The organism is Mesorhizobium sp. M6A.T.Cr.TU.014.01.1.1, from assembly GCF_004022765.1.
Classification (GTDB): Bacteria; Pseudomonadota; Alphaproteobacteria; order Rhizobiales; family Rhizobiaceae; genus Mesorhizobium; species Mesorhizobium mediterraneum.
The window spans coordinates 72,473-88,523 of the sequence record NZ_RZPG01000003.1 but is presented as its reverse complement, the minus strand read 5'-3'; the positions used below and the strand labels follow the sequence as shown (position 1 = coordinate 88,523).

The 16,051-nt window shown below is 62.1% G+C and carries 13 protein-coding genes; 8 read left to right on the top strand and 5 right to left on the bottom strand.

Going from position 1 to position 16,051, the window contains the following annotated elements; all coding sequences use genetic code 11:
- Positions 1-39 precede the first annotated feature (39 nt).
- Entirely contained in the window at positions 40-1,968 is a 1,929-nt protein-coding gene (ftsH, locus tag EN885_RS05285) for an ATP-dependent zinc metalloprotease FtsH (RefSeq protein WP_065011263.1), read from the top strand.
- A gap of 454 nt (positions 1,969-2,422) precedes the next feature.
- On the opposite strand, the gene EN885_RS05280 is transcribed toward ftsH, so the two are convergent.
- Entirely contained in the window at positions 2,423-3,403 is a 981-nt protein-coding gene (locus tag EN885_RS05280) for a hypothetical protein (protein WP_128241739.1), read from the bottom strand.
- Between the two features lie 539 nt (positions 3,404-3,942).
- Between EN885_RS05280 and glmM the strand changes: the two genes are divergently transcribed.
- The 5 genes from glmM to serA all read left to right on the top strand — a co-directional run bounded on the left by glmM (position 3,943) and on the right by serA (position 10,433).
- A complete protein-coding gene (gene glmM, locus EN885_RS05275) occupies positions 3,943-5,295 on the top strand; it encodes a phosphoglucosamine mutase (RefSeq protein ID WP_095487386.1) in 1,353 nt (450 codons plus the stop codon).
- Between the two features lie 203 nt (positions 5,296-5,498).
- Positions 5,499-6,326 carry an outer membrane protein gene (locus tag EN885_RS05270; RefSeq protein WP_128241738.1) on the top strand — a complete coding sequence of 276 codons (828 nt, stop codon included), beginning with the start codon at positions 5,499-5,501 and terminating at the stop codon, positions 6,324-6,326.
- 188 nt (positions 6,327-6,514) lie between these two features.
- A complete protein-coding gene (locus EN885_RS05265) occupies positions 6,515-7,279 on the top strand; it encodes an outer membrane protein (RefSeq protein WP_128241737.1) in 765 nt (254 codons plus the stop codon).
- 201 nt (positions 7,280-7,480) lie between these two features.
- Positions 7,481-8,656, top strand: a complete 1,176-nt coding sequence (locus tag EN885_RS05260) for a phosphoserine transaminase (RefSeq protein ID WP_128241736.1) — start codon at positions 7,481-7,483, stop codon at positions 8,654-8,656.
- Positions 8,657-8,834: 178 nt separating this feature from the next.
- Complete coding sequence (gene serA, locus EN885_RS05255; protein ID WP_128241735.1) at positions 8,835-10,433, top strand: phosphoglycerate dehydrogenase; 1,599 nt, start codon at positions 8,835-8,837, stop codon at positions 10,431-10,433.
- Between the two features lie 85 nt (positions 10,434-10,518).
- Here the strand turns inward: serA and EN885_RS05250 are convergent, their stop codons facing one another.
- Both EN885_RS05250 and EN885_RS05245 read right to left on the bottom strand, forming a co-directional pair.
- Positions 10,519-10,929, bottom strand: a complete 411-nt coding sequence (locus EN885_RS05250) for an SH3 domain-containing protein (RefSeq protein ID WP_245493007.1) — start codon at positions 10,927-10,929, stop codon at positions 10,519-10,521.
- Positions 10,930-11,176: 247 nt separating this feature from the next.
- Positions 11,177-12,067 (bottom strand): DMT family transporter, encoded by an 891-nt coding sequence (locus EN885_RS05245; RefSeq protein ID WP_128241734.1) that lies wholly within the window; start codon positions 12,065-12,067, stop codon positions 11,177-11,179.
- 322 nt (positions 12,068-12,389) lie between these two features.
- On the opposite strand from EN885_RS05245, the gene EN885_RS05240 reads away from it, so the two are divergent.
- Together EN885_RS05240 and EN885_RS05235 are read left to right on the top strand one after the other, a co-directional pair.
- Positions 12,390-13,688 carry an adenylosuccinate synthase gene (locus EN885_RS05240; RefSeq protein ID WP_095487377.1) on the top strand — a complete coding sequence of 433 codons (1,299 nt, stop codon included), beginning with the start codon at positions 12,390-12,392 and terminating at the stop codon, positions 13,686-13,688.
- Between the two features lie 74 nt (positions 13,689-13,762).
- Complete coding sequence (locus tag EN885_RS05235; protein WP_128241733.1) at positions 13,763-15,385, top strand: hypothetical protein; 1,623 nt, start codon at positions 13,763-13,765, stop codon at positions 15,383-15,385.
- 32 nt (positions 15,386-15,417) lie between these two features.
- Here EN885_RS05235 and EN885_RS05230 read toward each other — a convergent pair whose 3' ends face one another.
- Both EN885_RS05230 and EN885_RS05225 read right to left on the bottom strand, forming a co-directional pair.
- Positions 15,418-15,717, bottom strand: coding sequence for a CcdB family protein (locus tag EN885_RS05230; protein WP_127288394.1), 300 nt, complete (start codon positions 15,715-15,717; stop codon positions 15,418-15,420).
- Positions 15,717-15,959, bottom strand: coding sequence for a type II toxin-antitoxin system CcdA family antitoxin (locus tag EN885_RS05225; RefSeq protein WP_095487682.1), 243 nt, complete (start codon positions 15,957-15,959; stop codon positions 15,717-15,719). The genes EN885_RS05230 and EN885_RS05225 overlap by 1 nt, the downstream gene beginning before the upstream one ends.
- Positions 15,960-16,051: the final 92 nt, after the last annotated feature.

Here is a 16,051-nt window from a genome sequence, read left to right as displayed (position 1 = left end):
ACGACGCGTGTCCGCCAGCGGACGCCAACGGGACAATTGATGAATCCGAATTATCGCAATCTCGCGCTCTGGGCGATCATAGCGGTCCTGCTCATCGCTCTCTTCAATCTGTTCCAGACGCCGCAGACGCGCGGAGCGGCGAGCGACGTCCCCTATTCGCAGTTCCTGCAGGATGTCGCGGCCGGCCGGGTCAAGACGGTGACCATCGCGGGTGCCCGCATTTCCGGTACCTATACCGACACCTCTACCGGCTTCCAGACCTATTCGCCTGGAGATCCGTCGCTGGTTTCGAGGCTGCAGGACAAGAACGTCACCATCAATGCGCGCCCTGAATCAGACGGTTCCAATTCGCTGTTCGGCTATCTCATCTCCTGGCTGCCGATGATCCTCATCCTTGGTGTCTGGATATTCTTCATGCGCCAGATGCAGTCTGGCTCCGGCCGCGCCATGGGCTTCGGCAAGTCGAAGGCCAAGCTTTTGACCGAAGCGCATGGCCGCGTCACCTTCCAGGATGTCGCCGGCGTCGACGAAGCCAAGCAGGATCTGGAGGAGATCGTCGAATTCCTGCGTGATCCGCAGAAGTTCCAGCGGCTTGGGGGCAAGATTCCGCGCGGCGTGCTGCTCGTCGGCCCTCCCGGAACCGGCAAGACGCTGCTCGCCCGTTCGGTCGCCGGTGAAGCCAACGTGCCGTTCTTCACCATTTCCGGCTCGGATTTCGTCGAGATGTTCGTCGGCGTCGGCGCGAGCCGCGTCCGCGACATGTTCGACCAGGCCAAGAAGAATGCGCCCTGCATCATCTTCATCGACGAAATCGACGCGGTCGGCCGCCATCGCGGCGCCGGCCTCGGCGGCGGCAATGACGAACGCGAGCAGACGCTGAACCAGTTGCTGGTCGAAATGGACGGCTTCGAATCCAACGAAAGCATCATCCTGATCGCCGCCACCAACCGGCCGGACGTGCTCGACCCGGCGCTGCTCAGGCCCGGCCGTTTCGACCGCCAGGTTGTGGTGCCGAACCCCGACATCGTTGGCCGCGAGAAGATCCTGAAGGTGCATGTGCGCAACGTGCCGCTGGCACCCAATGTGGACCTCAAGGTGATCGCACGCGGCACGCCAGGCTTTTCCGGCGCCGACCTGATGAACCTCGTCAACGAATCCGCGCTGATGGCGGCGCGGCGCAACAAGCGCCTTGTCACCATGGCCGAGTTCGAGGACGCCAAGGACAAGATCATGATGGGTGCCGAGCGCCGCTCGTCGGCCATGACCCAGGCCGAGAAGGAACTCACCGCCTATCACGAGGCCGGCCACGCCATCCTGGCGCTGAACGTGCCGTCGGCCGATCCGCTACACAAGGCGACCATCATCCCGCGCGGCCGGGCGCTTGGCATGGTCATGCAGTTGCCGGAAGGCGACCGCTATTCGATGAGCTACAAATACATGATCTCGCGCCTCGCCATCATGATGGGTGGCCGCGTCGCCGAGGAGTTCAAGTTCGGCAAGGAGAACATCACCTCGGGCGCCTCCTCGGACATCGAGCAGGCAACCAAGCTGGCGCGCGCCATGGTCACGCGCTGGGGCTTCTCCGACAAGCTCGGCCACGTCGCCTATGGCGACAACCAGGAGGAAGTGTTCCTCGGCCATTCGGTGGCGCGCACGCAGAACGTCTCGGAAGAGACGGCGCAGATCATCGACGCCGAAGTGCGCCGGCTGATCGACGAGGCCTATTCGACGGCGAAATCCATCCTGACCAAGAAGAAGAAGGAATGGATCGCGCTGGCGCAGGGGCTGTTGGAATACGAGACGCTGTCGGGCGAGGAGATCAAGCAGTTGATCGCCGGCCACAAGCCCGCCCGCGATCTCGGCGACGACACGCCGCCGAGCCGCGGCTCGGCCGTGCCGAAGTCCGGCAGCCGCCGCAAGAAGGGTCCGGAGCCCGAAGGCGGCATGGAGCCTCAGCCGTCAAGCTAAGGGCCACTCAAGAGGTTGATTTCGAAAACGCCGCGGCTTGGACCGCGGCGTTTTGGCCTGCAGAGGCTTGCGCGGTCGGTTGAAGTCCGTCGGTCGCAACATAGCTCTCCAACCGCGTTGGGGACGATCATCGCAGATGTCAGCGCCGCCCCTCATCGCCCTGCCGGGCACTTCTCCCCGTAGTGACGGGGAGAAGTGGCTGGCCGTAGCTTTGTCGCACTTTTTGCAACGTTGGTGATTGGCGAAACCGTCAATGATGGCGTCCTTCGCCCCGTTTACGGGGAGAAGATGCCGGCAGGCAGATGAGGGGCGGCGCAGACGTTCGCAAAAGCTGCGCCAGCCTAGCAAGCGGGCCAGTCGCTCCAATCAACCTGCTTGAACATACCCGGGCAACAAAAAAGGCCCGCGAACCTTGCGGTTCGCGGGCCTTTCGTCTTTCAAATGCTGCTATCTATCAGCTCTTCAGCGCGGCATTGCACAGGCTGTAGAAGCCGCCGCCCTTCTGGATCCACTTGAGGCCGCCCAGCGCGTTGGCGTCCTTGTTGGCGTAGTACTGATCGAGGCAGGTATGCATACGGCCTTTGGCCGGGGTCTCGGTGCTATATTTCTGGGAGATCGCCTTCGGAAACTTCACACCTTGGGGAGCGGTGACGGTCGGTGTTTCCGGGTCGCTGGTGTAGCTCGCCTCATCGGCAGCCGGCACGGTGTCGTCGTCGGATGCACCAGTACCGCACTGGCTCTTGCGGAAGTCGTTCCACTTCATGCCGTTCAGCGTGTTGCCGGTCTTGGCCGCCTGATACTTGGCGCTGCAGTCCGCCATGCTGAGGCCTTTGCCGGCGTCAGCAGTTGCCGCTGCCTTGGTCGTCGCTGCGGCCGGTTCTACCGTAGCGCTGGCGCCGGCGGCACATGCGCTCTTGCGGAAGTCGTTCCACTTCATGCCGTTCAGCGTGCCGGCAGCCTTTGCAGCCTGGTATTTGGTGCTGCATTCTTTCGCCGTCAGGCCCGGTGCCGAGTCATCAGTGGCCGCTGCCGTCGCAGCCGGTGCTGCCGCGGCCGGTGCTGCCGCAGCGGTAGCGCCGGCGGTGCATTCAGTCTTGCGATACTGGTTCCAGGTCAGGCCGTTCAGTGTGCCGGCGGCCTTGTCTGCCTGATACTTGGTGCTGCACTCTTTCGCCGTCAGGCCCGGCGCGACGTCATCGCCAGTGGCTGCTGCCGCCTTGGTCGTCGGCTTGGCGGGTTTTGCCGTGGCGCTGGCGTCGGTGCCGCATTCGGCCTTGCGGAACTGGTTCCAGTTCTGCCCGCCAAGTGTTCCGGCGTCCTTGGCCGCGTTATACTTGGTGCTGCACTCGGCCATGGTCAGCGCATTGGCAGGCGCCGCCAGGAACAAGGTCACGACGGCAAGACCCGTCAAAGTGGCAAGTCGATGGATGAGCATGCATTTTCTCCCTACAGCGGTTCATGATATGTCCCAGCAAATCAATAGCGCTCAACGGCTGGTTGCGCCAGATGCCAAGTAGCGTAAAAAGTGCCGGAAAGTGTATTCTTTCCGATAAGGTGATGAAATCGTTGCCGGGCGCTGTCTCGCAGCCAAGTTTTTCCGGGTGCATTTGCACGGAGAGCGCGTATATAGCGGTTCGCAGTCAGGAGACTGCCTCGCATGACAGCCAGTCGAACCGGCTGGTGCGGCGGATCCTGAATTCACCTCGGTCTGGAGCAGAACGACGCGCGGATTCCGAATTCAAAGCCATACTGACACACATCAAGAATCCAGATGCGGTTTGAGTTGAAGTTCCTGAACGCTGCTGCCGCAATCAGAGCAGGGAACTTGAAAATCAATACAGTGGCGTGACACAAAACACACAAAACAACAATTTTCTAAGGATTGGAGGCATATAATCATGCATTGTGATGATAGGGCTCGGGCCAATTTGTGGCATGACGTGCCGGGAAAGAACCATCGGGAAGCTGACTAGCATGGCAGGAAGTTATTTCGGCACGGACGGCATTCGCGGGCGCGCCAACAGGTTTCCAATGACGGCGGAGATCGCCATGAGGGTCGGCATGGCCGCTGGCCTTTCGTTCCAGCGCGGCAATCATCGCCACCGCGTCGTGCTCGGCAAGGACACCAGACTTTCCGGCTACATGATCGAGAATGCGATGGTGTCGGGCCTCTGCGCCGCCGGCATGGACGTGTTCCTGCTCGGCCCGATTCCGACGCCCGCAGTCGCCATGCTGGTGCGCTCGTTGCGCGCCGACATCGGCGTGATGATCTCGGCCTCGCACAATCCTTACTATGACAACGGCATCAAGCTGTTCGGCCCGGATGGCTACAAGCTCTCCGACGAGATCGAGGAGCGTATCGAGGGGATGCTCGACGAGGATATCGAGCTGGCGCTCGCCGATTCGGACGGGCTCGGCCGCGCCAAGCGCGTCGACGGCGTCCATGACCGCTATATCGAATTCGCCAAACGCACGCTGCCGCGATCGATGTCGCTTTCCGGCCTCCGCATCGTCGTCGATTGCGCCAATGGCGCTGCCTACAAGGTGGCGCCCGAGGCGCTGTGGGAACTCGGCGCCGAGGTCGTCGCCATCAATGTCGAGCCCAACGGCTTCAACATCAACAAGGAGTGCGGCTCGACCCATCCGGCCGGCCTGCAGAAGAAGGTGCACGAAGTGCGCGCCGATATCGGCATCGCGCTCGACGGCGACGCTGACCGCGTCGTCATCGTCGACGAGAATGGCGCGATCGTCGATGGCGATCAGATCATGGCGCTGATCGCCGAGTCCTGGCATCAGAGCGGACGGCTGGCCGGCGGCGGCGTCGTCTCGACGGTGATGTCCAATCTCGGCCTTGAACGCTTCCTCGGCGACATGAACCTGCAGTTGCACCGCACCAAGGTCGGCGACCGCTATGTCGTCGAGCACATGCGTGCGCACGGCCTGAATGTCGGCGGCGAGCAGTCTGGCCACATCGTGCTGTCCGATTTTTCCACGACCGGCGACGGCCTCGTCTCGGCGCTCCAGGTGCTCGCCTGCATCAAGCGGCAGAACCGGCCGGTCAGCGAGCTGTCGAAGAAGTTCGAGCCGGTGCCGCAGCTTCTGAAGAACGTCCACATTTCCGGCGGCAAGCCGCTCGAGGAAGCCCCGGTCAAGGCGGCGATCGAAGATGCACGCCACCGCCTGGGCAAGGCCGGTCGCCTGGTCATCCGGCCATCCGGCACGGAGCCGCTCATCCGCGTCATGGCGGAAGGCGACGACCAGCAACTGGTCGAGGCCGTCGTCAACGACATCGTCGAGATCATCTCGGAAACGCGCAGCGCCGCCTGATCCTGCAGCTTTGCTGGTCTGAAAAGCCCGCCTTCCGGCGGGCTTTTCGTTGAGCCATGGCCGCAAGCTTTCTCGAATTCTAAAGATTCGTGGTTAAGCAACACGGTTAAACGCCTTTTAACTTTTCCAATTCATTATCCACGACTGAAGCCAATCACATTCGGACGCGTTCGCTGTGCCGAGGGTTCTCAGGGGTGACAAGCATGTTCAATACAGCAAAAATGGCGCTATTTGCCGCGCTGTTCGCGGGCGTAGCCGGACCAGTGTTCGCCGCCGACTTCGTCGAGCCGCCCGTGATCGAGCCGGCTCCGCCGCCGGCCGTCTACGAGCAGCCGGCCGAATACGGCGGCTGGTACATTCGCGGCGACATCGACTATCATTGGTCGAAGTTTCGCGGCGCCGACTACATCACCTACGGGCCGGATCCAGGCACCGGCCGCTTTGACAGCGGCAAGCTGGAGAGCGCCTTCTCGGCCGGCGCCGGCGTCGGTTACCAGATGAACCAGCATTTTCGCACCGACCTGACCGCGGACTGGATGAGCAAATCCGATTTCCGCGGCTCGACCAGCGGCTTCTGCGGCATCAACCCCTGCACTTCGACCGACACGTCGTCTTATACGGCGCTGCTGCTCCTGGCCAATGCCTATGTCGATATCGGCACCTGGCACGGCATCACGCCTTATGTCGGCGCCGGCATCGGCGGCGCCTGGGTCAAGTGGGACAAGCTGCACAACACCATTGACGACGATACGTTTGAGCATAGCGGCGGCAAGGGCTGGCGCTTTGCCTATGCGGCGATGGCGGGCGCCTCCTACTGCCTGACCGATCGCGTCAAGCTCGATCTCGGTTACCGCTTCAGCCATATCGAAGGCGGCAAGATGTTCGACTTCGCCAGCGATGTCGGTCCCGGACATGACAAGGGCATCAATGTGCACGAAGTGCGCGGCGGTCTGCGCTATCAGTTCGGCAACTCCGGCTGCGCCCAGCCGGAACCGATCGCCTATGAACCCGAACCGGTCTACACCAAGTAATCGCTTCGACAGCAGGTTTACGGACCGCCCGGCAAAGCCGGGCGGTTTTCTTTTGTGTCGGGAAGCTCATCAAAATCAATTCGCTAACGTCCTGTTATCCTTAACCGCCACTTAACCACTATGGTTAACAATGCTCTCAAACGGCGCTTGCGATTGCGATGGCGCCACCTTCGGGAGCCGGGATGATCATGACAGTCAAATCGCGCATAGCGCTGGCGCTTGCAGCAATCGCTCTGACGCCGCTGTCGCAGGCACTCGGCGCCGACTACGACCCACCGATCTATGTCGATCAGGCACCGGACTACGTTCCGGTCGAAGTCGGTTCGGGATGGTATCTGCGCGGCGATGTCGCTTATTTACCGGAAGAGAGCTTCGAAAATGAGGATTTCGCCTTCACGCCGGCGAGCTTCAGCGACAAAGAAGATCCGATCTTTGCCAGCATCGGCTTCGGTTACCATTTCAACGACTATCTGCGTGCCGACCTCAATCTCGGCTATCTGCCCGGCAACGAGATTGGCGTCGGCTATGACGATTCAGCGATTGCGGCAGAGGCGACCGTGGCATCAGCATCCCTGGAGAACTACGCCTTTTCGGGCATGCTCAATGGCTATGTCGAACTTGGCACCTATGTCGGGATCACGCCCTATCTCGGCGCGGGTATCGGCGTCGTCCAGAGCAAGCGCAAGCTTTCGGCGAGCTATTTCACCGACAATGATGACCCCGCCGATGATTTCGTTCTGCAGGACAACAAGACCCAGTATTCCCTTGCCTATACGCTGAATGCGGGCCTTGCCTATCGAGTGTCCAAGAATGTCTCCGTTGATCTGGGCTATCAGTATTTTTCCGCGCCCGACGCCGAATATGCCACCGCAGAGGATCTGGATTCGTATCCGATCCGCAAAGGGATCAGCAATCATCAGGTCAAGATCGGGTTGCGTTACGACCTCTGGTAGGAGCCGCGCAGGCGACAATCAAGACGGCGGATCTTCGGGTTCGCCGTTCGTGTTCTTAGGCCATGACATTCTCACCACAGGTGACCAGTATCCTGCCAGCGACAAAAACTTTCCCCTTGACGCCTGACGCCTGAACGCATATCGCCGTCCGTGGGCCACCCCTCCCCAACGAGGGGCCACTATCTGGAAGGATAGACCACGATGACGACGCATACGAAGCCCGGACTCCGTCCGGCAAATCCCAATTTTTCCTCAGGTCCCTGTGCAAAACGCCCCGGCTGGTCGGTCGAGGCGCTGATCAATGCCGCGCTCGGACGCTCGCATCGCGCCAAGATCGGCAAGACCAAGCTCGAGCAGGCGATCGAGCTGACGCGGGAGATACTTCAGGTTCCGGCAGACTATCGCATCGGCATCGTGCCGGCGTCGGATACCGGCGCGGTTGAGATGGCGCTGTGGTCGCTGCTCGGTGAACGCGGCGTCGACATGGTCGCCTGGGAGAGTTTCGGTTCCGGCTGGGTCACCGATGTGGTCAAGCAGCTGAAGCTTGCCGACGTGCGCAGGATCGAAGCCGGTTACGGCGCGCTGCCGGACCTGACAAAAATCGATTTCGACCGCGACGTGGTCTTCACCTGGAACGGCACGACATCGGGCGTGCGTGTGCCGAACGGCGATTTCATCCCGGCCGCTCGCCGCGGCCTGACCATCTGCGACGCCACTTCGGCGGCCTTTGCGCAAAGGCTCGATTTCCAGAAGCTCGACGTCGTCACCTTCTCCTGGCAGAAGGTGCTGGGCGGCGAAGGTGCGCACGGCATGCTGATCCTCAGCCCGCGCGCCGTCGAGCGGCTGGAAAGCTACAAGCCGGCCTGGCCGCTGCCGAAGATCTTCCGCCTGACCTCGGGCGGCAAGCTCATCGAAGGCATCTTCAAGGGCGAGACGATCAACACGCCGTCGATGCTGTGCGTGGAGGACTATCTCGACGCGCTGCGTTGGGCGAAGTCGATCGGCGGCCTCGACGCGCTGATTGCCCGTGCCGACGCCAATGCCGCCGTTCTCGACGGCTTCGTCCGCAAATCCTCATGGCTCGGCCATCTGGCCACCGACCCGGCGACGCGGTCGAACACGTCCGTCTGCCTTTCCTTCACCGACCCGGATGTCGCAGCACTCAATGCCGACGGGCAAACGGCGTTCGCCAAGGGCATCGTCTCGGCGCTCGACAAGGAAGGCGTCGCCTACGACATCGGCGCCTATCGCGACGCACCGCCCGGCTTGCGCATCTGGTGCGGGGCGACGGTCGAGACCGCCTCCCTCGAAGCGCTGCTGCCGTGGCTCGACTGGGCCTTTGCCGCGCAAAAGGCGTCGCTCAAGGCAGCGGTCTGATCCCTCCCCCTTGAGGGGAGGGTGGCCCGAAGGGCCGGGTGGGGTCGCCTCCACCCAGCTCAACGACCCCACCATCCAGAAAGAATCGGCCGCGTCCGGCCGCAACGACCCCACCCCGGCGCTTCGCGCCGACCCTCCTCTCAAGGGGGAGGGGCGCCAATCGCAAAGGATCTAGCCCATGCCCCGCGTTCTCGTCTCAGACAAACTCTCCACCACCGCCGTGCAGATCTTCAGGGATCGCGGCATCGAGGTCGACTACCTGCCCGATCTCGGCAAGGACAAGGAAAAGCTCCTTGAAGTGATCGGTCAGTATGACGGCCTCGCCATCCGTTCGGCGACGAAAGTCACCGAGAAGCTGATCAACGCCGCCACCAGATTGAAGGTGGTCGGCCGCGCCGGCATCGGCGTCGACAATGTCGACATCCCGGCGGCAAGCCGCAAGGGCATCATCGTGATGAACACGCCCTTCGGCAATTCGATCACCACCGCCGAGCATGCCGTCGCCATGATCTTTGCGCTGGCCCGCCAGATACCGGAAGCCAATGCCTCGACCCATGCCGGCAAATGGGAAAAGAACCGCTTCATGGGCATCGAGATCACCAGCAAGACGCTGGGCATCATCGGCTGCGGCAATATCGGCTCGATCGTCGCCACACGCGGCGTCGGCCTGAAGATGCACGTCATCGCCTTCGATCCGTTCCTGTCGGACAGCCGCGCCGAGGAACTCGGCGTCGAGAAGGTCGAGCTCGACGAGTTGTTCGCCCGCGCCGACTTCATCACGCTGCACACACCGCTTACCGACAAAACGCGTAACATCATCGACGCCGCGGCGATCGCCAAAATGAAGACCGGTGTGCGCATCATCAATTGCGCGCGTGGCGGGCTGGTCGTCGAGGCCGATCTGATCGCGGCGCTGAAGAGCGGCAAGGTGGCAGGTGCTGGCATCGACGTGTTCGAGGTCGAACCGGCGGAGTATAATGAACTGTTCGGCCTGGAGAATGTCGTGGCGACGCCGCATCTCGGCGCGTCGACCACCGAAGCGCAGGAGAATGTCGCCCTGCATGTCGCCGAGCAGATGTCCGACTATCTGATCAAGGGCGCCGTTTCCAACGCCATCAACATGCCGTCGATCACCGCCGAGGAAGCGCCGCGCCTGAAACCTTTCGTCAAGCTTGCCGAAGTGCTCGGCGCCTTTGTCGGACAGGTCACCGAGGATCCGATCAAAGAGGTCGAGATCCTGTTCGACGGGTCGACCGCGACGATGAACACGCGAGCACTGATCAGCGCCGCCCTTGCCGGGCTGATCCGGCCGCAGGTCTCCGATGTCAACATGGTGTCGGCGCCGATCATGGTGAAGGAGCGCGGCATCATCGTCGCCGAGGTCAAGCGCGACAAATCCGGCGTGTTCGACGGCTATATCAAGCTCACGGTCAAGACCGAGCATAGGACGCGCTCGATCGCCGGCACTTGCTTCTCGGATGGCAAACCGCGCTTCATCCAGATCAAGGGCATCAACCTTGACGCCGAAGTCGGCCAGCACATGCTCTACACGACCAATGCCGATGCGCCCGGCATCATCGGCCTGCTCGGCACGGTCTGCGGCGAGAACGGCGTCAACATCGCCAACTTCCAGCTCGGCCGCAACCGGCCTGGCGGCGATGCCATCGCGCTGCTCTATCTCGATGCGCCGTTCCCGGAAAACGTGCTGGAACAGGTGCGGGCGCACAAGTCGATCGACTCCGCCAAGCGGCTGCATTTCGATGTGGGCGGCGCCTGAATCATGTGCGCCCCGTGTGCTTCCAAAAGCACACGGGGCGTTTCGACAATGACGTCAGAGCGTTTGGATAATCCTTTGACGGCCGTTATTTGCAGGCGAAGCCGGGCGCGATCTTGCATTTGCCGGGACGGGGCCGGTGCGGCTTATGCGGCCGGTGCGGCCGATGCGGACGGTAATGCGGCGGGCGAACGATAATGTGCTGCCGCACGACGATCGGTCGGGAAACATAGACGCGGTCCAGATAGTTTGCGCTGGCCCAGCCCCGTATCCCGGCGGCACGAATTGCGCACCAGCTGCCCTGGCAATCGATCACCGTCACCCTGTGGCCGGCCGGCAATGTTGCGATCCTTGCATAGCCGGGGCCAGGGCCGCTTCGCACATTCAAGGTCCCGGTTGTATAGGCGGTGGCTGCGGAGGCCGAAATGGGAAAGGCTGCCAAGCCAACAAAAGCAAGGACAAGCGCCGTGAGCATTCGAAAATTCATGATCGTCTCCATTTCACCGAGATCAGCTAAACTGGTGCTGGGAAGATGAGTTGCGAAAGATGAAAAAGTCAATCTCCAGGGAATGGCGCCATATATTGGAATGTCCGTATCCTTAATACAGCCGTACTGGTATCTCTGGTTCTTAATACATTAGTTGTTTTGGATATTCGTCCAGCCACTGTTGCGAGTTTTGGTTCGCCATGAGGCTGCGACAGGCCCTGGATTGCACCATCCTCATCCGACGCCGAACATTTGCCGGCTAAATCGCCATCTTCCTTCCGCTGTATTCGGCAAGGCTAATGCCGCCGAGCACCAGCATGAGGGCCAGTCCCTGATAGAGCTGGAATGTCTCACCGACTATCAGCACCGAAAGCAGCGTGCCGAAGATCGGCACCAGATTGATGAACAGGCCGGCCCGGTTGGCGCCGATCAGCTCGTTGCCCCTGATATAGAAGATCTGCGAGATGACCGAGGCACCGATCGCGGTGTAGAACGCTACCGCCCAGCCGCGCGCATCGGGAACGATGACCTTGCCTGCCGCCACCTCCCACAGGAAGAAAGGCAGCGAAGTGGCTAGTGCTGCAATCGACAGCGCCAGCATCAGGCTCTGCCAGCGTATGGCCGGCTTCAGCCGCAGCCCGACCGAGTAGAAGCTGTAGCAAAGCACCGCGATCAGCATGATGGCGTCGCCGAAATTGAGATCCAGCCTGAGGAGCTGGCGCAGATCGCCATGGCTGGCGGTCAGGGCGACGCCGATGATCGTCAGCACGACGCCGGCGATCTGCACCCGGTTCACACGCAGGCGAAACAGCACGAAATTGGCGAGGATGATCACGATCGGTATCGCCGCCTGCTCGATCGAGACGTTGATCGCCGTGGTGTAGTTGAGCGCCGTGTAGAAGATGGCGTTGAAGAAGGTGAAGCCGCAAGCGCCGAGCCCGCCGAGCAGCAACCAATGCTTGCGCACCACCGGCCAGTCCTCGCGCAACGTTCGCCAGCCGATCGGCAGCATGATCAGAACGGCCAGAACCCAGCGCAGGAAGACCAGCGTCATCGGCGAAATGTGGTCGACCGCCAGCTTGCCGGCCACGGAGTTGCCGCCCCACAGCAAGGTGGTGAACAGCAGGAACAGATAGGCGGTTCGATGCATCGCGAAATTTCCAGCCGGGGCGGGCGGGCGAAGGGTCTTTTGCCGACCTATTGTGATGGTTCGCCCAAGTAAATGATGTCAAAGGCGAAAATTGTTGTGCCTGGGGGCGCCTTCGGCGGTAAAGAATGGTCGCGCTCGCCGGGTCTTGACGTTATAGAGCGACGTGCGTCCACTTGGTCGCACACAGTACGCGTCTCGAGGCTTTGAATGTTCGCATCGTGCTCGCCGAAATCGATTCCGATTTTCGGGCCGATGCGATAGAAGCCTGTCGTTTCGAAACCATTTCAAGCCGCTCCGAGCGGCGCCTCAAGGGAAAAGAAACATGGCCAACGTGGTGGTCGTCGGCTCGCAATGGGGCGACGAGGGCAAAGGCAAGATCGTTGACTGGCTGTCGGAGCGCGCCGACGTCGTCGTGCGCTTCCAGGGCGGCCACAATGCCGGCCATACACTGGTTGTCGACGGCAAGGTCTACAAGCTGTCGCTGCTGCCGTCCGGCGTGGTGCGGCAAGGCAAGCTGTCCATCATCGGCAATGGCGTCGTCTTCGATCCGCACGCCTTCGTCGCGGAAGTGGCGAAATTGAAGGCGCAAGGCGTCGAGGTGACACCTGAGCGCCTGAAAATAGCCGAAAACACCGCGCTTATCCTGTCCTTGCACCGGGAACTGGACGGATTCCGCGAAGACGCCGCCACCAATTCCGGAACGAAGATCGGCACGACCCGTCGCGGCATCGGCCCTGCTTATGAGGATAAGGTGGGCCGGCGCGCGGTCAGGGTGATGGATTTGGCGGATTTGGAAACGCTGCCCTTGAAGGTCGACAGGCTGCTGACGCACCACAATGCGCTGCGCCGCGGGCTCGGCCACGCAGAAGTCACGCATGACGCGATCATGAATGAGCTGATTTCGGTCGCCGACGAGATACTGCCCTATATGGACCGTGTCTGGAAGATCCTCGACGACAAGCGCCGCGCCGGCGAACGCATCCTGTTCGAGGGCGCGCAAGGCACGCTGCTCGACATCGACCACGGCACCTATCCGTTCGTCACTTCGTCCAACACGGTCGCCGGCCAGGCCTCAGCCGGATCTGGCGTCGGCCCGGGTGCCATCGGCTATGTCCTCGGCATCACCAAGGCCTATACGACGCGTGTCGGCGAGGGTCCGTTCCCGACCGAACAGAAGAACGAGATCGGCGAGTTCCTGGGCACGCGCGGCCACGAGTTCGGCGTCGTCACTGGCCGCAAGCGCCGCTGCGGCTGGTTCGATGCCGTGCTGGTTCGCCAAGCCGTCGCCGTCAACGGCATCAAGGGCATCGCTCTGACCAAGCTCGACGTGCTCGACGGTCTGGACGAGATCAAGGTCTGCACCGGCTACCGCCTCGACGGCGAGGCGATCGATTATCTTCCAGCCAGCCAGGGCGCGCAGGCGCGAGTCGAACCGGTCTACGAGACGCTGGAGGGCTGGAAAGGCACCACCGCCGGCGCCAGAAGCTGGAACGATCTGCCGGCCCAGGCAGTCAAATATGTCCGTCATATCGAGGAACTGATCGGCGCGCCGGTCGCACTCCTTTCCACCAGCCCTGAACGGGACGACACAATACTTGTGACCGATCCGTTTCAAGACTAGATTCTCAGCCGCTCCGGGCATCGCGGCCGATTTGCGGGAGCCGGCCCAGAAACGAAATGCAGGTCGACTGAAGCATGGCAGATTTTGTTGGTGCTCTGAAAAAGACGCTTGATGGTCTTGGCAATCCGACGCCGGAGATACGCGCGAGAGTCTATGAGAAGGCTCGCTCGACCATCGCGGACAAGCTGGCCAAGAACACACCGCCGCTGGCGCCTTCGGTCGTTGCCCAGCATAAGCGCACTCTGGAGGATGCCATCGCCAGCGTCGAGCGGGGCTATGCCAAGCCTGCGCCCGCATCCGATCCGCTGGCGGAGCTGGAAGACATCTTCTCCTCCATCGACCGCAACAAGAACCAACCCAGCCACGTCCGACAGCCGGCAAAGACCGAGCCGGCATGGCAGCCGGCGCCTGCCGCCAAGGCTGCACCGACTTGGCAAAAGCCGCCATCCGTTGCTTCTCCTCCAGAGCGCACCGATCCGGTGCCTTCGGAAATGGATTTTCCACCGGCGGAGGAAAAGGGCGACGCCTTTAGGGGCGATGTCTTTTCCGACGAGGAGCCGGCGGCGGACACCTTTCAGCGCTTGCGTCCTGCCGAACGCAAGCGCAGCTATGGTGGGCTGATCGCCGCTGTCGTCGCTCTGCTTGTCGTTGCCGGCGGCGGCTACGGCATCTGGCTGAACAAGGACGCGTTCAGCAATATGCTGGGTCTCAACAGCACCGAGGTCGCAACGATCGAACCGTTGGTGAAGCCTGCCCCGGCCGAGCCGACTACCGATGCCGCGGCAAGGCCTCCGGCCGCAGCGGCTCCAGCTGATGCCGAGGGCGCAAAGTTCACCCAGCGCCTGACGCCCGAGGGCAGTGAGGTCGATCCCGGCCCCGCTGCTTCAGGACAAAGCGGCATCGGAGAGGGCGAATCCGTCGCGGCATTGACCACGCCGCCTCCGGCCACACCTGCACCTGCAGCGCCGGCCGGCGATGCGCCAGCCACGAATGCGCCCGCCACGCCAGGTGCAGCCCCTGCAACAACGCCGCCTGCCGATGGAGCAGCGCCGGCGCCGGCGGCGCCTACCGACAGCGCAGCCGCCCCGGCAGCGCCGGCCCCGAGTGCCGCGCCGACAGCCGCGCCTGCGGAAACCGCGCTGGCGGTCGGCCAGAAGGCGATCTTCTACGAGGAGCGCACCAGCACCGCCCAAGGCTCGGCCGAGCCCGGCAGCATCGTCTGGTCGCTGGTGCAGGAATCGCCCGGCGGCAACCTGCCGCCCGAGCCGGCAATCCGCGCCGAGGCGAGCATTCCCGGCAAGGACGTGCAGTTGCGCATGACCATCCGCCGCAACACCGACCAGACCCTGCCGGCCAGCCACATCATCGAGATGATCTTCCTAACGCCCGACGGCTTCGACGGCGGCGGCGTCGATAACATCCTGCGCGTCGCCATGAAGGGCTCTGAACAGGATGCCGGCAGTCCGCTGATCGGCATCCCGGCCAAGATCGCCGACGGCTTCTTCCTAGTCGCTCTCAACGACACCAAGGCGGACGAAGATGCCAATCTGACCCTGCTCCGGGGCCAGAACTGGATCGACGTGCCGGTCGTCTACAAGACCGGACGGCGGGCGCTGCTCACCATGGAAAAGGGCATTCCCGGCGAGAAGGTGTTCGATGAGGCGCTGAAGGCCTGGCAGACAAAGACGGCGGGCTGAGCGGCCTCACCAGCCTAACGCTCCCCTTTGGCTCAGAAGCCCTGGAACAGCATGTCGAGTGCTGCCACGATGTCGTCGTGGTGCCTGGTGATATTCAGTCGACTTTCACCCAATTCCTTGGCCGGAACCGTGGCGATCAGATGGGTCGCCATTATCAATTTTCGTCCATTGATCTCGAGGATGGGGTGGAGCTTTCGCATCGGCGGCGGCGTCATTGCTATCGGCAGAAGCGGGATCACCACCCGTGTTTTAAAATCGTCGAGCAGGTCGGATTGAACGTCCAGCAAATAGCTGCCTTCGACCCGGCCCGCGAAGACATCATAGCGTGCCATCAGAACTGCCGATGTTCTTCCAGCGGAATACCGTGCTTTTCGACGTATTCGTTCCACGCCTCGATCGTGGCTCGGTTCTCAAGCTTCCATAGTCGCGCCTTTTCGGCAGCGACAGCCTCTGCGATGCCGGCCTCCGCGGCGCGTGAGACGTTCACGTCAAGCCCCTTGGCTTCCTTCATGAGTTTTGAGTCGATCGACAGGTTTGCCGGCTGGCGAACCGCGTTCAAGGCTAGCTTGCGCATTGTGACCTCCGCAGTGTGCGCATAATGTATGCGCATTTGCCGCCGTAGCAACGACGAAACGGCGTCTGATCGTGCGCCCAGCCCTCCGCTAT